Below are 16,614 nucleotides of genomic sequence, written 5' to 3'. Positions count from 1 at the left end.
GCGGTTCGGTTCGCCCGTCCGGCGTGTATCAAAATTCGGTGGCGGCCGGCGCTTTCGGAGTGCAATGTTGCGGCCCGCGGGTACGACGAGTTCTGTTGCGGTACAGGGAGTTCTGTTGCGATGCAGGTGAGTTCGGGGATGGCCGAGGTGATGTCGCAGTCCGGGCTGAGTGAAGCCAGGACGGCGATTGCTTCGGCGCGCAGCGTGGTGGTGAAGATCGGGTCTTCGGCGCTGACCAGCCTCGAGGGCGGTCTCGATACGGCGCGACTGGATCGGCTTGCCGATGCGGTGGAGGCGCGGATGCGGGCCGGATCCGATGTGGTCGTGGTGTCCTCCGGTGCCATCGGTGCGGGCATCGCGCCGCTCGGATTGACAAGTCGCCCAAGGGATCTGGCCACCAAGCAGGCCGCCGCCAGCGTCGGTCAGTTGGCATTGGCGCATGCGTGGGGGACCTCGTTCGCGCGATTCGGGCGGACGGTCGGGCAGGTGCTGTTGAGCGCCGATGACTTCTCCCGGCGCGAGCATCACCGCAACGCGCAACGCACCCTGGATCGGTTGCGCTCGCTCGGCGCGATCGCTGTGGTGAACGAAAACGATACTGTCGCAACGGAAGAGATCCGATTCGGCGACAACGACCGGCTCGCCGCACTGGTCGCCCACCTGGTCGGCGCGGACGCGCTGGTGCTGCTCTCCGATGTCGAGGGTCTATACGACGGCGACCCGCGCAAGGGCGCCGCCAACTTCATCCCCGAGGTCCGCAGCAGCGCCGACCTCGACGGCGTCATCGCGGGCAGCGGCGGCGCACTCGGCACCGGTGGCATGGCCTCCAAACTCTCCGCGGCCCGGCTGGCCGCCGACGCGGGCGTCCCCGTCTTGCTGGCCGCCGCCACCGAGGCCGATATCGCGCTCAGCGCGGGCACCGTCGGCACCGCCTTCGCCGCCCGCGCGGTCCGCCTCTCCGCCCGCAAATTCTGGGTCCGCCACGCCGCCGACAGCCGCGGCGCCATCCTCATCGATGAGGGCGCCGTCCAAGCCGTCGCCCACCGCCGTCGCTCCCTGCTCGCCGCAGGCATCACCGGCGTCCGCGGCCGCTTCCACGGCGGCGACGTCGTCGACCTCATCGCCCCCGACAACCGCATAGTCGCCCGCGGCGTCGTCGAATACGACAGCACCGAACTGTCCGGCATGCTCGGCCGCTCCACCACCGAACTCCCGGACACCATGCAACGCCCGGTAATCCACGCCGACGACCTGGTCAAAGTCTGACGCGGTCCGGGTTGTGCGCCTGCCCAGGCTGTGGAAGAAAGGCCTGGGTCGGCAGCGATGCGCATCGTGGTGCCAGCTAAAGCGCTGCGCGGCAATGAATCTCGGAGCCCGAGCCGATGGACCTTGCGTCCGACCACAGGCCAACCACAGCTTGTGACACCGTGACGCTCGGCCTCTGTATCGGGGTGCGGATCCCAGCTAGGGCTGGGTTGATTCATGGTTTGGTCCAGGCACTGGGATGGTCATGCCGTCCCCGGATTCTCTTCTCGTCCCCGCTAGCCGACAGTTCGGCCCTCGCTGGCATGCGCGCCCGACGTTGCGGCCCACCAGGAGCGTGGATCCCGGCAGGGGTGAGCTCTGGTCGGGTGCGGCATTTGCCGGACATTGCAGGCCAGGCTGAGTGCTTTCGGGTTCGGCGATGCGCCAGGTCTCGCTGGATTCGCCGCTATTGTGAGGCCTTCCGGCCGGGTGAGTCGCTGCGGGGTCGGGCGAGGCGCTGACTCTGGCTGGATTCGCACTCGTTTACCTGTAGCGGCAGGCGAGGGGTACGGATTTCGGTAAGGAGTGCGGGTGGGTCAGCGGGTTCCTTCTGGGGTGGGGATTACGCCGGGTTGGTTGGACGTCGGTGGGGGTTGGGATGGGCCGGTTTGGTCGGGGATGGGGCCGGTGATGCCGGGCTGGCCGCCGGGGTCGGGCAGGGCAGGGGTTGGTTGCGACGGGACGGGGGACGGGGGTGGGGGTGCCTGTTGGGTAGGGGGTGCTGGCGCGGGTGCGGGAGGTTGGGTCTCCTGCGTTGGGGGCGGGGCCTGTTGGGATGGGGCTGGAGGAGGTGCTTGCTGGGTTGAAGGTTCCGGCGTTGGGGCGGGCGCCGGCTGCGGGGCCGGAGTGGGCTGTGGCGCCTGGGATTCCGGTGTCGGGGGCGCTGTTGGTTGCGGCGCTGGAGAATCCGGTGTGGCAGGTGCAGGGGACGGCTGTGGATCTGGAGCAGGCTGAGGGGGCGGAGCCGGGATCGGCTGGGGTGCCTGGGACTCCGGCGTGGGTTGCGGTGCCTGGGTCTCCGGGATTCCGGGGTCCGGAGTTGTGGGCGCGGGTGTGGTCGGGTCCGGAGTTGGTTGTGGTGCTTGGGATTCCGGTGTGGAGGGGGTTGGTGCCGGTTCTGGTGTGCTGGGCGGAGCCGGGGTGGGCTGTGGCGCCTGGGAATCCGGGGTGCTGGGCGGTGCCGGGGTGGGTTGCGGTGCCTGGGATTCCGGGGTTCCGGGGGCCGGAGTTGTGGGTGCTGGTGTGGTCGGGTCCGGAGTTGGTTGTGGTGCTTGGGATTCCGGTGTGGAGGGAGCTGGCGCCGGTTCCGGTGTGCTGGGTGCCGGGGTGGGTTGTGGTGGCCGGGAATCCGGGGTGCCGGGTGTCGGTGTTGTCGAGTTCGGAGTTGGTTGCGGTGCTTCGGACTCCGGGGGAGACGGTGTGGGCTTCGGTTGTGGCGCTTGGGATCCCGGTGCGGAGTGTGAGGTTTGCGGGGCCTGTGCGCCAGGCTTGGTGGATGCCGACGGTGTCGCGCCTGGTAAGGCGGGGGGTGCCGGGAGGGCGGGGACGGCGGTGCCTGCCATTTGGTAGGCGGGTTGGTAGATCATGTTCATGGCGAGGACGGCTTCTTGGCGCAGCGCCTCTTCCGCCATCTGCGCGTTGATCACATGGGCGGCTTCGAGCAGTCGGGCTATGGTGCCGATCGGGCCCGAATTGCCCGGTGGCACAACGGCGATCTTCACGGCTTCGGCGGCCGCGGCCACCGCACCGAGGCGGGTGCCGACCTGTCCCATGATCGCAGCGAGTTCGTCGACGGAGTCGGCGTAGCTGCGGGCACTCGCATAGGCGGCTTCGGCGGCGGCGCCCTCCCATGCCATCGAATTCATTACCCGATCCGAGCCGGCTCGAGTCAATGGAAACGAACTGGCCAGCGTCCCTGCGACTTCCAGCCACGTGACCGATGCGTTGAGGATCTGCGCGGCATCGATCTGCTGAGTCTTGGTGTAGATCTCCTCATGCTTCATCGACTCGAAATGCTCCATCGAGCTGATGTAATCGGGATCATTACCACTCATCGCCGCGCCTCGCTGACGCTCGCCCCTGCCATCCCGTGGCGTGCCATGTCCTGACCTACTCGGCCGCCGCCCTGCACGGATGCCTCGCTGATGCTCGGCCCCGCCTTCCGCATAACGCGCTGTGTCCTGCCTTGCCAACCGAGCGCCCGGCAGCGACCCTGCGCGTTCGCCTCGCTGCGGCTCGACCACGCCTTCCGAGTCACGCGCTGTGTCCGGATTCGCCCACCGGGCATACTGATTCGCCCACCGGACACGCGACAGCCGCCTTGCGCGGCGTCACCACTCACCGCGGCACCCGCGTTTCGATCGCACGCAGCGCTGCGGCGTTCGCGGCATCGGCCTCCTCGAACAGCCCGCCGCTGATGAGGAACGCCTCTTTCATGCGGTAGGCGGCTTCTATGTAGTGATCTAGCAGGGTGGCGGCGTCGCGGGCCTTGTGCGCGAATCCGGCCTCTAATTGCTGTGCGGAGATGAATCCGCCGAAGCCGTCCAGCTCGCCCGCTGATTCGAGGCGTTGGCGTAGATAAATGAGTCGGTCGGCTTGGTTGTCGTACATTTCGGCGCAACGTCGCGCCGCTTCCGGATCGAACTTGACGGTGCCCGCCTGTGCCTCCTGTTTGAAGCGGGCAATATCGGCTCGGCTGCTCTCGATCGTCATGAACCACACCCCCGGGGATCGGTCGGTCCGCCTCAGACTAGCCGTTGGCCATGCCTCCGGATGAAATAGTTCGGGCCGGTGGCGACTTATCGGGCCTGCGCGGGAATTCGTTTCTGCAGCTGCATAGCGAGTTGTTCGGCCGAAGCGGGCACGATGTGCACGGTATCGCCCGCCTTGATCAGATAGCGCCCGTCGCCTTTGACATCGATCCAGGTGTAGTGGATCGGCGGCTGTGGCGACGGGTGGTCCAGCCGCCCCTCGATCCGGATATGTCCCTCGGCAGTATGCGGCTTGAGCAGCAGCCGCCGGATCGAAGGCACCGCCCGCTGTGCTACGACCACTGTCTCGTCGTCGCGGATCGCATCGGCGGATGCCGCCCGCGCCGGTTCGTGTCCGGCCGGGACCGCGGGCAGCAATGCGGCGATCCGCGCGCCGAGTTTGGCGCTGAGTCCGATCGAAAGTCGTACGCGCTCACCGAAATCCGGTCCGGTACCGGGTTCTTGGATGGCGAGGACAGCGCGGTCGTAAATCGCACAGGCCAGCAGCCGGATCTCGGTGCCGGGACCATGTCCGCCGCCGATTGCCACGATCCTGGTCTGCGGTGCGGCCATGATCCGCAGGCACGCCGATAGGTCCGGATCGCTGCGCGGCGGTAGTCGCTCCTCCAACTGTGCGCGCAATTTGTCGGCCTCGGCCTCGGTTCGCGGCGTTTCCAGAATGCGCAGCGGATACGGGTGACGGTCCACTTCGGTCTCGCGCCAGACATGGGCGAACTCGTCCGGGGTGAAGGTCCAACCCACGCCGAATCACTCCTTACAGCCCAGAACGTCATCGCACCGCTAGCGACTGCTTGCAGGTCGCTCGAAACGGTCAGCTTACTGGTGCCTCTGGGCGTTCGAACCAAGTCTTTACCAAGCAGTACCCAAGGTTTGCGGGCTAACGTCGAAAGCAAATCTCGGATATATCCAGACAGCCCCTTCGGTTTGCGCTGCCCTTGTTGTGCCGGAGCGCCTGCTCCGGTGCGGTGAACGGGGGTGATGGGAGAAAAGTCTTGCAGGTACTCGGACCGTGGACCGACTCGGCGACATTTGCCGCGCTAGGCGGGGGTAAAGCGCGTGGGTTGTACACCTTGCACAATGGTGGCTTCCGGGTTCCCGACTGGGCGGTCCTCGGCACCGATGTCTTCAACCGGTTCCTTATCGAGACCGATACAGACGCCGATTTGGCGACTATTGTGTTGAATGTCACATCATCGGACGATCTGGATTCGGCGCTGGCCGCCGGTGCGGAACTACGCGCCGCGATCGTCGATGCGCCACTGCCGCAGCCGGTCCGCGAACTGATCGCCGATGCCTACGGCCGTCTGGGAGCGGCCGCGATCGCGGTTCGATCGTCGGCGGTCGTCGAGGATGGTCCCGGCCAGTCCTATGCGGGCCAGTTCGATTCGTTCCTCAACGTCAACGGTGTCGACGCGGTCGCGGCGCGCGTGCGGGACTGCTGGGCCTCGGCATTCTCGGAACGGTCCATCCGCTATGCCTTCGCGCACGGACAGCCGCGCGCCGACGCCATAGCCGTTGTGCTGCAACGTCTTATCGATGCGCGGTTCAGCGGAGTGATGTTTACCGCGAACCCGATCAGCGGCGCCGCAGACGAATTGGTTGTCAGTGCGGTGTACGGGCTCGGCGAGGGGTTGGTGTCGGGTGCGGTGGACGCCGATTCGGTCGTGGTCGACAAATCCTCCGGCACAGTGCTGGAAACGACTGTGGGGGACAAGGATCGAAGCTATGCACCTGCGGGGGAGCAGGGCTGCACGGTGCTCGAGGTCGAGCCGCAGCGCCGCGAGAGCACGGTGCTCGCCGATGCTGAACTGGCCGAATTGGTGGAGTGGGGACGCAAGCTGGAGGCCGATTTCGGTGCGCCACAGGACATCGAGTGGGCGATCGATGCTGATGGCCTCTGGTTCCTGCAGTCGCGGCCGATCACCACGGCGATCACCGACGGCCCGATGCGCGGTGCGGTACTGCGCGGCGCCGGTGAGGTGCTCGCCGACGGCGATGAGCGAATCTGGGACAACTCCAACATCATCGAGAGTTTCAGTGGCATCACCTCCCCGCTGACCTACACGACCGCCGCAGACATCTACGGCCGCGTGTACCACGGTTACGCGAAATCGCTGCGGGTGCCCGACGCGCAACTGCGCCAGACCGATCGCTGGACTCCGGTGCTACTCGGCTACTTTCACGGCCGGGTCTACTACAACCTGCTGCACTGGTACCGGATGGTGGGCATCGCACCCGGGTATCCGTTGAACCGGAAGGTGCTCGAGGCCGCGCTCGGCGTCGACGAGCCGCTGCCCGACGAGATCGCGAAGACCTTGCGCCCGTTCACCTTCCGCACGCCACCGGCCCGGCTGTGGTCGCGGGCGATCACCACGGTGACCTATGTGCGGCGGCTGTTCGGCATCGACGATATGGTCGAGCGCTTCATGACCGACTTCTACCACGTCTACGACGAATACGATGCGCTCGACTACTCGACACTGACCGGCGAACAGGCCTACGCGGCTTATCGCAAGGTCGACCGGGACCTGGTCGAGCGCTGGGGTCCGCTGATGGTCCTGGACGCAATCCTGTTGACCTGCACCGGTCTGATGTATCTGCTGACCAAACTGCTGCTGCCGAAGGCGCCGGAGTGGTTCCTGTACGCCGTCGTCGGCCCCGGCGCGGATGTCGAATCCGCCGAACCGGCTCGCGCCATGACCGAGCTCGCGCAGTTCGTTCGCCAGGATCCCGAACTGGTGTCTTTGATCAATTCGACCGCGCCGGAACAGATTTACGACGCCGTGCGTGACCGCACCGAATTCCGCAGCCGGATCGAGGACTACATCGATCGCTACGGTTACCGCAGCCTGGACGAACTGAAGCTGGAAACCCCGGATCTGCGCGAGGAGCCCGCGAGCCTTTTCGTCATGCTGCGCAGCGCGATCGGCCGCGTCGGGGAGGCGACGCAGCACAGCCGCGGTGCGGAGGCCGACGAGTACCTCGACGCCAATCTGCGCGGCTTTCGGCGGCGGATCTATGAACGACTGCGCGGCAAGGTGAATCGGTGCGCCGCGCATCGGGAGCGGCTGCGGTTCTGCCGCACCAGGGCCTTCGGCATGGTCAAGCGGATGATCCGGGTAATGGGCCGAGATCTGGTCGCGCGCGGCGTCATCGACGAATTCGACGATGTCTTCGCGCTGACCGTCCAGGAGTTGCGCGGCTGCTACGACAGCAGTGCCGTTTCGAGCGACCTGCAAGCAGTCGCTAGCGGCGCAGTTTCGAGCGACCCGCAAGCAGCCACCAGCGGCGGCCTGCGTGATCTGGTCGCCGCACGGAAAGCCCAGCGCGCCAGGGACGCCGAGCTCGTCGCCCCGGCCCGCTTCGTCACCTCGGGGCCGGCCTTCGGGCGCGCGGAGCTCGCGCGCCAAGGCTGGGTACCGGTTACCGACACCCCGGCCGCGACCGTCGGCACCGTCCTGCCTGGCACACCGTCAGCATCCGGAATCGTCGAGGGCGCTGCGGTGGTCGTCGACGAGCCACGCGACGTGGCAGGCGGCATCCTGGTGGCATATCGCACCGATCCGGGTTGGGTGGCCGCGCTGCCCTCGGCGTCGGCGCTGGTGATCGAGCGCGGCAGTCCCCTCACCCACGTCGCGATCGTGGCACGGGAGTTGGGAGTTCCGACGGTGGTCCAGGTCAAGGACCTGACCAAGAAGATTCGTTCTGGTATGGGAATACGGGTCGACGGCACGAACGGTACCGTTACCGTGCTGTCGGGAGGAGAGCTGCGGGATGAAGCCGGATAAAGACGTTGCCGCAGTTCGCAATTGGCTGGCCGATCCGGCGCGTGACGCCGGGATCCACCTGGCCGACGAGGCCGACGGCTGGGAGTACCGCAGCTATCACGATCTCGCGGAGTTGAGCTGGTCGATCGTGGTGCGCATGCGCGAACACGGTATGGGCAGCGGCGATGGCGCATGCGTGATCATGCCGACCGGATTCCCCTGTGCCGCCGCATTTTACGCGGTGTGGGCCTGCGGTGGGGTCTTCACCCCGGTCGCGCCGCCGATGTTCGGCGACCTCGACCAGATCATCGCCCATATCGCGGCCATTCTGGAGCAGGCAAGGCCGCGATTGGTGGTGACCTCGACGGAGTTCGAGCAGTTGGTGCGCAAAGCGGCGGAGGCGGCGGGCCGCACGGACGAACCGCTGGTTATCGATGCCGCGAATCTGGGCCCCGCGCCGACGGAGCGCGAATTCGGCGAGCCTGATGAATGCGCGCTGCTGCAATTCACCTCCGGGTCCACCGGAACGCCGCGCGGGGTACGGGTCAGCTGGCATAACCTGGCCAACAACATCGCGATGATCTCGACGCTGATCGACTGGCGGCACGGCGAAACCATGGTTTCCTGGCTGCCGCTCTATCACGATATGGGCCTGGTCGGCGCATTCCTCACCACCGTTACCAATCAGGGCGAGCTGTATCTGATGCGCCCGGACCAGTTCGTCCGCGATCCGGCGCGCTGGCTGCGCGCCATGTCGCACGCACAGCACACGCCGTCGCCGTCGTTCGCGCTCGGTTATGTGGCGCATCGCGTCGCGCCGGAGGAGATCGCGGATCTGGATCTGTCCGGCTGGCGGACGCTGGCCGTCGGTTCCGAGCCTGTCGAGGTGGCCGACCTCCAGTCCTTCGCGGATCTGGCTGGCAGACAAGGCTTTTCGACCAACGCATACACCCTCGCCTATGGTCTGGCCGAGGCCACGCTGATGGTGACCTCTTCCGCGCGCAACCGGCCGATCACCGCGCTGCGGCTCGACAATCCGAATCTTCGCTTCGGCCAACCCATTACGATCCTGGCCGAAGAATTGCTCGACGACACCCACCGTGTCGAGGGCTCCGGGTGGATCACCGGACTCGGCTACTCGACACCCGAATCGACCGTGCGGGTGGTCGACGAAGACGGCCGGGAACTGCCCGACGGCACCCTCGGCGAGATGATCGTCGTCGGGGATTCGGTCGCGCTGGGTTACTCCGGCGAACCGACCGCGGGTTCGTCGACGCGGATCGTCGAGCGGGTGCTGTTCAGCGGCGATGCCGGATTCCTGCACAAGGGTGAGGTTTTCGTCCTCGGCCGGATGGGGTCGAGCCTGAAGGTCCGCGGCCGGTCGGTGTTCATGGAGGACATCGAATCCCGGGTGGCACAGGAAACCGGAATCACCAAGGGTAAACTCGCCGCCGTCGCGATCACCGAGGCCGGTTCCCAGGGCATCGCGCTGTTCGCCGAATCGGCACCGGGAGACTGGATTGCCGAGGCGCGCAGAATCATTCGCGGTGAACTCGGGCCCGCGCAGACGGTGCACATCGTGACCGGCCCGCGCGGCATCATCCGCCGCACCTCCAGCGGCAAACCGCGGCGTCGGCATATGTGGCAGCTGTTCGCGGACGGCGCGTTGGCGGGTGCGGTGGTGCACGCGGCAGACGCCACCACCGAATCGGAACCGCGTACGGACAGCCCGGCTACCGGCGATGCCGTGCCCGAGCCCGCGCTGCCTGCCGAACGAGTGCGACAGTTGCTCGATCGGGCATTGGAAAGTGTTGCGGTACCGCCTGATTCGATTGTGCTGTTCGAGGGTTCGCTGGCGGAGGGCTTCGGCAATGCCGGATCCGATATCGACTTCCTGGTTGTCGCCCCCGGTGACGAGGAGTTGCCGACACTGCCGACGGTGTTGTTCATCGATGGTCGGCGCGTGGAGGTGCGGACGCGGTCCGAGGCGCAGCTGCGCAACCAGCTGGAGCTGGCAGCGAGTGGTTCGGACAAGATCGACGAGGATCTGCTCAACCGGTGTCAGCGATTCCTGCGCGCGACCGTGGTCCGGCCCGGGGAACCGAACGTCGCGGAATTGCGTGCACTGCTACCGCATTCGAGATTCATCGCGCTTGTGGCCGACTGGTGGACTCGGCGCGCGACGCAGGCGCTGCGATACGCGGTCGCGCTGCGGGCCCTGCACGCGGAGGCCGAGGCCGCCGACTGGGCGCGCGACGGACTGGTCCAGGCGATGAAGGGCTGGGCCGCCCGCAAGGGCGAAAGCTACCTGGAAACCAAGTGGCTGCCGCACCAACTCGACCGCATCGGAACCGATGCGCTCATCGATCGCTACAACGACCTCACGAGGCTGACCGAACACCTCGCGTGGGAACAGGTTTGGGAGCTCGCGGCGGCGCTCGGCGTGCCCGAGATCGCCGATGACCCGCACCAGATCCTATTCGCACGCCGACCAGGAGTTACCACCTGGACGATCGGCGGGCACATCCACGTGATCCGGGACGACCGTGACGTTTTCGCACTCTCGGACAGCGCGGCCCGCGCCTGGCGTTCGGTGGTTTTCCGGCATTCGCTGCGCGATGTCCTCGGCCGCGCCGAACACGACATCGCCGAGGATCTGCTCGAGTTCCTCGGGCTCGGTCTGGTCGGATTGCAGTGGCGTGGTGGGGAACTCATCGAACCCGCGCTGGCCATGTGCAAGCCGGTGAAGCCGTACACTCCGGTGCCCTACGCGGCCGCCCCCGCCCTCGGCCTGACCGGCGCTACCCGCGAAGATGTGATCGCGACGCTGTCGCCCCTGCCCGCAACCAGATTCACCGAATGTGCGTTGAATCTGGTGTGGTCCAATGTCGTCTTGGAGAACGCCAGGGAGGACCTGGCGGGTGCGGTCAAGAACTCCCAGGGCGCCGTCGCCGATATCGCCGCACACCGGCTCATCGCCATGGCCGTCCGTGTCTTGTTGTCCGCATTCGGGATTCACTCGCTGCCCGCCGACGTCGCGCCCGCGCGGACCCTGCGGCGGATGTTGCCGAACCATGCCCTGCGCCGTGACGATCTGCTGACGCAATTGGAATCGGCACGGCGGGTCCGTTTCTCGGAGATAATCGGAACGGGCGGAGATACTCTCGCGGGTCTCGCGGTGCTGGACGATTTCGTCACACTGGTCCGATGGGTCGCGGCGGGGGCCGAGACGACAACGGGATTCCCGGCCTCCTTCGATTCACGTGAGCAGTGGCGGCGCACGCTGGCGATCGGTTACGACTGGCTGCGCATTGCCGGGTATCTGAATACCGACCTGCCCCTGGACGAGGCCCGCGATCTGCTGGCCTCCGGTGGCCAACAACCGCATCTGCGGGAGGGAGAGTCATGAGCGCGGTGGCTGGTACCACGACTGCCGATAAGGTGCGCCGGATCGTGCTGGCCATGGCCCCGGAACCGCCCGCCGAATTGTCCGACGAGCACCGCCTCGTGGAGGATCTCGGCTTCGATTCACTGCGTCTGATGGAACTCACCGTCGTCCTCGAGCGTGCGTTCGAACTGCCGCGCTACCGGCCCGAGCAACTGGTGGGCGTGCGCCGGGTCGATGCGGTGATCGCCCTGGTGTCTGGCAGTTCGGCGGCCGCCGAGGTGCCACTATGAACTCCGGCGATACCGTGCTGGTGACCGGCGCGGCCGGACTGGTCGGCGCCGAGGTCGTGGCCAGGCTAGCCGCCGCGAGCCGGCCGGTTGCCGCGGTGCTGCACAGCAATTCGTCCATCGTGCGCAATGACGGCACCCTGATCGAGGCCGGTACCGCCGTCGCAGGTGACGTGCGGTTGCCCGGATTGGGCCTGTCCGAGCGCGATACCGAGGATCTGGCCGAGCGGGTCGGCATCATCGTGCACTGCGCGGCCACAACGGCATTCGACGCATCGGCGGCTGACTACGAGGAACTCAATGTGGTCGGCACCGCGAATGCCATCGCGCTCGCACGCGAGTGGGAGGTGCCGCTCGTGCACGTCAGCACCGCTTACGTCTGCGGCATGCGGGGCGGCACCATCACCGAGGACGAACTCGACGCCGGTCAGGCCTTCGGAAATGGCTACGAGGACAGCAAGTTTCGCGCCGAAAAGCTGGTCCGGGCGGCCGGTGAGCAGGGCCTGCCGTGGGCCATCGTGCGCCCCGGCATCGTGACCGGAGCGAGCGATACCGGGACGATCCGGGAGTACAAGAACCTCTACACCGTCGTGAAACTCATGGTCGAGGGCAAGCTGCGCTCGCTGCCCGGGCGCTATGACGCGACGCTGTCGCTGGCACCGGTCGACCATGTCGCCGATGTAATCGCCGCGGCCGTTCTGGATTTCGACTCCGCACGGAATCGCACACTGCACGCTCTCGGCCGCGACACCCTCTCGCTGCGCGAGGTCTCCGATGTGCTCGCCGAATATCCGTCCTTCGAGGTCGCCACCTTCGTGCCGGAGGCGACCTTCGCCGAGGACGATCTCGAGCCGATCGAGCGCGAGTACTACCGCCGCATCGGTTCGCTCTACACGACCTATTTCCGGCGGCGGCTGGTATTCGACACCGCCCGCGCCGACGTGCTGCTCGGCAAGCCGTCCCCGGCGAGCGGCAAGGAGTATCTGCGGGTACTGCTGGACTACTGCCTGGAATCGGGATACCTCGGCATGCCGCTGCCCTCGATAGCGGACATCCTGGCCGGCAACGATTTCGACGGAGCGGCCCCATGAGTGAGTTGTTGCGGGAATTGCTGAGCGCGCTGACGCCGTCTCCGCAGAAGGTCGACGCCTACGTTGCCGACACCTACGTGCAGGAAACGGTGGACCAACTCGATCGGCTCGGCGTCGACGCGGCCGAATTCGCCAGGGAGCATTCCCTGCTGCTGCTCAAGCCGGACGCGATTGTCGCGCGTTCCGTCGAGCCGACCCTGAATTGGTTGGCCGACAACGGTTTTCGGGTGGTCAGCGCGTTCCGCGTTCCGGTCGACCGGCATCTGGCCCGCGCACTGTGGTATTTCGCCTGGAATATCGCCTCTCCCGAACGCCGCCGCCTGGCCGATCTGCTGGTCGCCATCTCGGATGTGCTCGTACTCGTCGTGCACGCGCCCGACGGTGAGCTGCCCGTACCGGTGCGGCTGACCGAGGCGAAGGGCGCCACCGATCCGCGCAAGCGCCGCCCCGGTGAGCTGCGGTATCTGCTCGGCCGTCACAACTACCTGCTGAACCTGGTGCATTCGCCCGACGATCCCGCCGACGTACTGCGGGAACTCGCCATCTACCTGGACGAATGGAGCCGGGAAGCGGTGATCGCACAAGCCTGCGCCGGTGTGGACCGCGCGGCGGCCGCGGCCGCGATCGCCGAGGAACTGTATGCGCGCACCCCCGCGCGCAGCTTCGATCGGGCGGACGCGCTCGACCGGGTGCTACACGATTGGGCACGGGCCGGTAGGGCGGCCCCATCCGGCTTCGATCCGGCCTCGGATGCGGACTGCGCGCAGTTGCTGTATCGAGCCTGGGCCGATGGCCGGGATCTGGATCCGTGGTCGGCGATCGTACTCGGATCCTATGTACTTCCCATGCGGACCGGCACCGCGTCGCAGACGTTGCGACCGGTGTCCGCCGAACAATGGTTGGAGGGTCGAACGTGACCACAGACGCGGCCGCCGTACAGACGGCGAGCCATATCCGCACGATCTCCCGGGAACTCGCACACCGATGCGCGGTCTCGGAGGTGTTCGTCACCTCATTGGACGCCGTCGGCGAGCACACCTTCGTCGCCGGAGCCCAACTACCCAGAATGCACGCGTATTACGGCGACCACGCCGGATCGCTCGCGGTGCGCCATGATCCGCTGGTGGTCATGGAGGCGGCCCGGCAGGCCGCCATCGCATTGACGCACAAGTTCTACGGAGTGCCGAACGAAATGGCATTCGTGGTACGCACTTTCAACGGCACCGGATCCGACACCGCCGCCTGGGAGGTGCGCACCGCGCCCGCCGATCTGGTGATGCATGTGCGAGTGCCGCAGCGCCATCAGCGCGGTGGCGTGCTGCATGGGCTCGATATGGTGCTCGAGATCGAATCCGACGGCGAGCCGATGCTGACGGTCGACGGATCCTTCTCCTGGGTGACCGGGCGACAGTGGTCGGGGCTGCGCAGCGGATTCCGGGACAGCCTGGGGCTCGGCGAGTTTCGCGGCGCCTCGGCACTGACCGAACGCGCCGCACCCGCCGCGGTGGGCCGGGAGAACTGGCGCAATGTGGTGATCGGCTCGCCGTTGCGCGACGGCGCGGTCGCACGGGCGCGGCTGGTACCCGATCTCGGCCATCCGTTCCTGTTCGACCACCAGCTCGACCATGTGCCCGGCAGTCTGCTCATCGAGGCCTGCCGTCAGACCGCACTGTCGATGGTCGTGCACGATCTGCCCCAACTCGAATGTGTGGCAAGTACTTTCGACCGGTTCGTCGAGCTCGATCTGCCCGCGGAATGCACCGCGGAGATCACCGACCAAGGGGCGGGCAACACCGTCATCCACTGCGAGATCCTCCAAGCCGATGCCGTGGCCGCCCAGATCGACCTCGAATTCGCCGAGGACGCACTGGTTTCCGAGGCCGACACAGAAGGAGTCTGATGGGCGAGGAGTTCTCGGGCACCGACCTGCTGACCACCACCCGCGCCTTCCGCCGCCGGCTCGACCTGACGCGTCCGGTCGCGCGCCAAGACCTGCTGGACTGTCTGGATATCGCGGTGCACGCGCCGAGCGGCACCAATCGTCAGCCGTGGCGATTCCTGGTGGTCGAGGATCCGACGACCAAACAGCAGATCGCCGAGTACTACCGAAAGGGTTTCGCCGCTTACCTTTCCGCGCGCACACCCCGTCCGGACCAACTCGGTGACCTGGCCTCGGGGCAGCATCTCGCGGCGCACCTGCACGAGGTGCCCGCGCTGGTCATCGTGTGCTCGCTCGGGCGCCTGCCCGCGAACGCGTCGCCGCTGCTGCTGGCCAGTCTCTACGGCTCAATCTATCCGGCGGTTTGGAACTTCATGCTCGCGCTGCACGAACGTGGGCTCGGCTCCACCATGACCACCGCACATCTGGCGTATGAGCGAGACATCTCCGACCTGCTCGGGATTCCGTTCGAGCAGGTCACCCAGGTCGCCATGCTGCCGGTCGCGCATCTGCTGCCCGGCACTCGGGGGCCGGGGTTGCGGCGCACGCCCGCCGCGGAGGTGACCATGTGGGATCGGTGGAGCGAGGCATGAGCGAGGTCGCCGGCACGTCACCTTCTGGTTTCCTCGATTCCGTGGTGCGCATCGGCCGCTTCACTGCGGTTATGTACAAACCACACTACGTCCTGTATGGCGTGCTCTGGGCGCTTGCGTTGGAGGGCACCGCGGCCCTTGTGTCACAACCGGATTCGGCCTGGCATCCGACCGGATCCACGGTTCTGCGCATCGTCGTCGTCGCGTTCGTCCTGCTGTATCTGCGCATGGTCGACGAGCAGAAGGACCTGGACTACGACCGCGTGCACAATCCGGACCGCCCGTTGGTCACCGGTGCGATTTCCGCTTCCGAACTGCGTGCCGCCATGGCCGTCATCGCCGTCGTCGCGATCGCCGCCAGCCTGACGCTCTCAATGGTCTCCGCGCTCATGATCGCCGCCGTCCTCGCCTACGGCCTGGCGCTGTGGGGTCTCGAGCGCCTATCTGCGACCATTCGAACCGATATTCTGGCGAATCTAGCCGTCACCTATCCGGTTCAACTACTGGTTACCGCCTACGTCGTCCTATCGGCGGCTGACACCGGTGAGGTTCGCGCCACCTGGAAGACCGCGGCCGTGGCCCTGATCTTCGCGGGCGCGTTCTTGCAATTCGAATTCGCCCGCAAGACATCTCGCAGTCCACGCACCGACGAGCACTTCTACTCCAATGCTCTCGGCGCGAGGGGCAGTACCGCGTTCGGACTGCTGTGCGCCGCCATCGCCGCCGCCACCGACATCGCTCTCGTCCAACCATGGACACACACATCAGCACGGGCCGTTGTCGCCTGGATTCCGTTGGCGCTCTTACTGCTTCCCATCTGGGGAGCAGTGAAGTTCGTGCGCGGCAGCAAGCCGGACTATCCGGTGCTCCCGGCCGTCCTGTTCATCCTGACGCTGTACATCGTGCTGATCGTGCAGGCGATCGCCCTGACGTAAGTCCGACGCCCGCAGCAGGTGTCATCCGATCGGCAAGCACACCGATCCGAGATCCATGCCTGTCCCGACGCGCACCACAACCGAGCCCTCCGACTCCGGCGTGTAGTTGCCGCCCACATACTTCGCCCGCACCGTGTGGTTGCCGGTCGTGGCGGGCTTCCAGTCGACCTGGGCGGTCAGCGAAACACCGTTCGACGGAGTCGCTTTGTTCACCGTCGGCGTGACACTTCCGAGGAACGTTCCGTCATCCCAGAACTCCACGGGCGGAATGTAGTTCCCGAGCCCGAGCGCGGAACTGCCTGCCACCGTTGCCTTCACCTGCGCCGTACATCCGGTGGCAGCCTGCCCCGATAGCGTCACCGTGGTGGTGACATCCCCCGGTGCGCCGACGGCGGCGCCGGACGCCAGTAACGACCCGCCTCCCAACGCAATGACTGCGGTGAGAACCGCGAACCCGGAGGAGATACGACGAACAGCTGTGACGGCCATGTTGGCTCCTGCACTCGCGAAACTTCGACCGGTCCAGTCTCGACAGAGA

Annotated in this window: 13 protein-coding genes; 9 read left to right on the top strand and 4 right to left on the bottom strand. The window is 66.6% G+C overall.

What is annotated here, in order from left to right:
- Window positions 1–150 precede the first annotated feature (150 nt).
- Entirely contained in the window at window positions 151–1,266 is a 1,116-nt protein-coding gene (gene proB, locus ACFYOW_RS23250; RefSeq protein WP_387291425.1) for a glutamate 5-kinase, read from the top strand.
- 575 nt (window positions 1,267–1,841) lie between these two features.
- On the opposite strand, the gene ACFYOW_RS23245 is transcribed toward proB, so the two are convergent.
- The 3 genes from ACFYOW_RS23245 to ACFYOW_RS23235 form a co-directional block, all read right to left on the bottom strand.
- Window positions 1,842–3,359 carry a hypothetical protein gene (locus ACFYOW_RS23245; protein WP_387291068.1) on the bottom strand — a complete coding sequence of 506 codons (1,518 nt, stop codon included), beginning with the start codon at window positions 3,357–3,359 and terminating at the stop codon, window positions 1,842–1,844.
- Between the two features lie 283 nt (window positions 3,360–3,642).
- A complete protein-coding gene (locus ACFYOW_RS23240; RefSeq protein WP_387291065.1) occupies window positions 3,643–4,017 on the bottom strand; it encodes a hypothetical protein in 375 nt (124 codons plus the stop codon).
- An 86-nt stretch (window positions 4,018–4,103) separates the two neighbouring features.
- Complete coding sequence (locus ACFYOW_RS23235) at window positions 4,104–4,817, bottom strand: ESX secretion-associated protein EspG (protein ID WP_387291063.1); 714 nt, start codon at window positions 4,815–4,817, stop codon at window positions 4,104–4,106.
- Window positions 4,818–5,068: 251 nt separating this feature from the next.
- On the opposite strand from ACFYOW_RS23235, the gene ACFYOW_RS23230 reads away from it, so the two are divergent.
- Genes ACFYOW_RS23230 through ACFYOW_RS23195 form a run of 8 tightly spaced genes read left to right on the top strand, consistent with a single transcriptional unit; the run spans window position 5,069 to window position 16,076 of the window.
- Window positions 5,069–7,864: a phosphoenolpyruvate synthase gene (locus ACFYOW_RS23230; protein ID WP_387291061.1), complete on the top strand. Its 2,796-nt coding sequence runs from the start codon at window positions 5,069–5,071 to the stop codon at window positions 7,862–7,864.
- Entirely contained in the window at window positions 7,851–11,252 is a 3,402-nt protein-coding gene (locus ACFYOW_RS23225; RefSeq protein ID WP_387291059.1) for an AMP-binding protein, read from the top strand. Before ACFYOW_RS23230 ends, ACFYOW_RS23225 begins: the two co-directional genes overlap by 14 nt.
- Window positions 11,249–11,521: an acyl carrier protein gene (locus ACFYOW_RS23220; protein ID WP_387291057.1), complete on the top strand. Its 273-nt coding sequence runs from the start codon at window positions 11,249–11,251 to the stop codon at window positions 11,519–11,521. The genes ACFYOW_RS23225 and ACFYOW_RS23220 overlap by 4 nt, the downstream gene beginning before the upstream one ends.
- Window positions 11,518–12,609, top strand: a complete 1,092-nt coding sequence (locus tag ACFYOW_RS23215; protein WP_387291055.1) for an SDR family oxidoreductase — start codon at window positions 11,518–11,520, stop codon at window positions 12,607–12,609. The genes ACFYOW_RS23220 and ACFYOW_RS23215 overlap by 4 nt, the downstream gene beginning before the upstream one ends.
- Window positions 12,606–13,526: a nucleoside-diphosphate kinase gene (locus tag ACFYOW_RS23210; protein WP_387291053.1), complete on the top strand. Its 921-nt coding sequence runs from the start codon at window positions 12,606–12,608 to the stop codon at window positions 13,524–13,526. The genes ACFYOW_RS23215 and ACFYOW_RS23210 overlap by 4 nt, the downstream gene beginning before the upstream one ends.
- Complete coding sequence (locus tag ACFYOW_RS23205) at window positions 13,523–14,509, top strand: ScbA/BarX family gamma-butyrolactone biosynthesis protein (protein ID WP_387291052.1); 987 nt, start codon at window positions 13,523–13,525, stop codon at window positions 14,507–14,509. Before ACFYOW_RS23210 ends, ACFYOW_RS23205 begins: the two co-directional genes overlap by 4 nt.
- Window positions 14,509–15,141 (top strand): nitroreductase family protein, encoded by a 633-nt coding sequence (locus ACFYOW_RS23200; RefSeq protein ID WP_387291050.1) that lies wholly within the window; start codon window positions 14,509–14,511, stop codon window positions 15,139–15,141. The genes ACFYOW_RS23205 and ACFYOW_RS23200 overlap by 1 nt, the downstream gene beginning before the upstream one ends.
- Complete coding sequence (locus ACFYOW_RS23195; protein WP_387291048.1) at window positions 15,138–16,076, top strand: hypothetical protein; 939 nt, start codon at window positions 15,138–15,140, stop codon at window positions 16,074–16,076. Before ACFYOW_RS23200 ends, ACFYOW_RS23195 begins: the two co-directional genes overlap by 4 nt.
- A 21-nt stretch (window positions 16,077–16,097) precedes the next feature.
- Here the strand turns inward: ACFYOW_RS23195 and ACFYOW_RS23190 are convergent, their stop codons facing one another.
- Window positions 16,098–16,565 (bottom strand): hypothetical protein, encoded by a 468-nt coding sequence (locus ACFYOW_RS23190; protein WP_387291047.1) that lies wholly within the window; start codon window positions 16,563–16,565, stop codon window positions 16,098–16,100.
- Window positions 16,566–16,614: the final 49 nt, after the last annotated feature.

The sequence above is a fragment of the Nocardia sp. NPDC006982 genome (assembly GCF_042869435.1).
In the GTDB taxonomy this organism is placed as follows: domain Bacteria; phylum Actinomycetota; class Actinomycetes; order Mycobacteriales; family Mycobacteriaceae; genus Nocardia.
The sequence above is the reverse complement of the archived record's forward strand: the minus strand, read 5'-3'. Positions and strand labels throughout refer to the sequence as shown.

What these genes read in the sequence shown, in the direction of transcription:
- ACFYOW_RS23245 (WP_387291068.1), bottom strand. Translation starts at nt 3,359, where the DNA reads ATGAGTGGTAATGATCCCGATTACATCAGCTCGATGGAGCATTTCGAG.
- ACFYOW_RS23210 (WP_387291053.1), top strand. Translation starts at nt 12,606, where the DNA reads ATGAGTGAGTTGTTGCGGGAATTGCTGAGCGCGCTGACGCCGTCTCCG.
- proB (WP_387291425.1), top strand. Translation starts at nt 151, where the DNA reads ATGTCGCAGTCCGGGCTGAGTGAAGCCAGGACGGCGATTGCTTCGGCG.
- ACFYOW_RS23240 (WP_387291065.1), bottom strand. Translation starts at nt 4,017, where the DNA reads ATGACGATCGAGAGCAGCCGAGCCGATATTGCCCGCTTCAAACAGGAG.
- ACFYOW_RS23195 (WP_387291048.1), top strand. Translation starts at nt 15,138, where the DNA reads ATGAGCGAGGTCGCCGGCACGTCACCTTCTGGTTTCCTCGATTCCGTG.
- ACFYOW_RS23225 (WP_387291059.1), top strand. Translation starts at nt 7,851, where the DNA reads ATGAAGCCGGATAAAGACGTTGCCGCAGTTCGCAATTGGCTGGCCGAT.
- ACFYOW_RS23220 (WP_387291057.1), top strand. Translation starts at nt 11,249, where the DNA reads ATGAGCGCGGTGGCTGGTACCACGACTGCCGATAAGGTGCGCCGGATC.
- ACFYOW_RS23215 (WP_387291055.1), top strand. Translation starts at nt 11,518, where the DNA reads ATGAACTCCGGCGATACCGTGCTGGTGACCGGCGCGGCCGGACTGGTC.
- ACFYOW_RS23190 (WP_387291047.1), bottom strand. Translation starts at nt 16,565, where the DNA reads ATGGCCGTCACAGCTGTTCGTCGTATCTCCTCCGGGTTCGCGGTTCTC.
- ACFYOW_RS23200 (WP_387291050.1), top strand. Translation starts at nt 14,509, where the DNA reads ATGGGCGAGGAGTTCTCGGGCACCGACCTGCTGACCACCACCCGCGCC.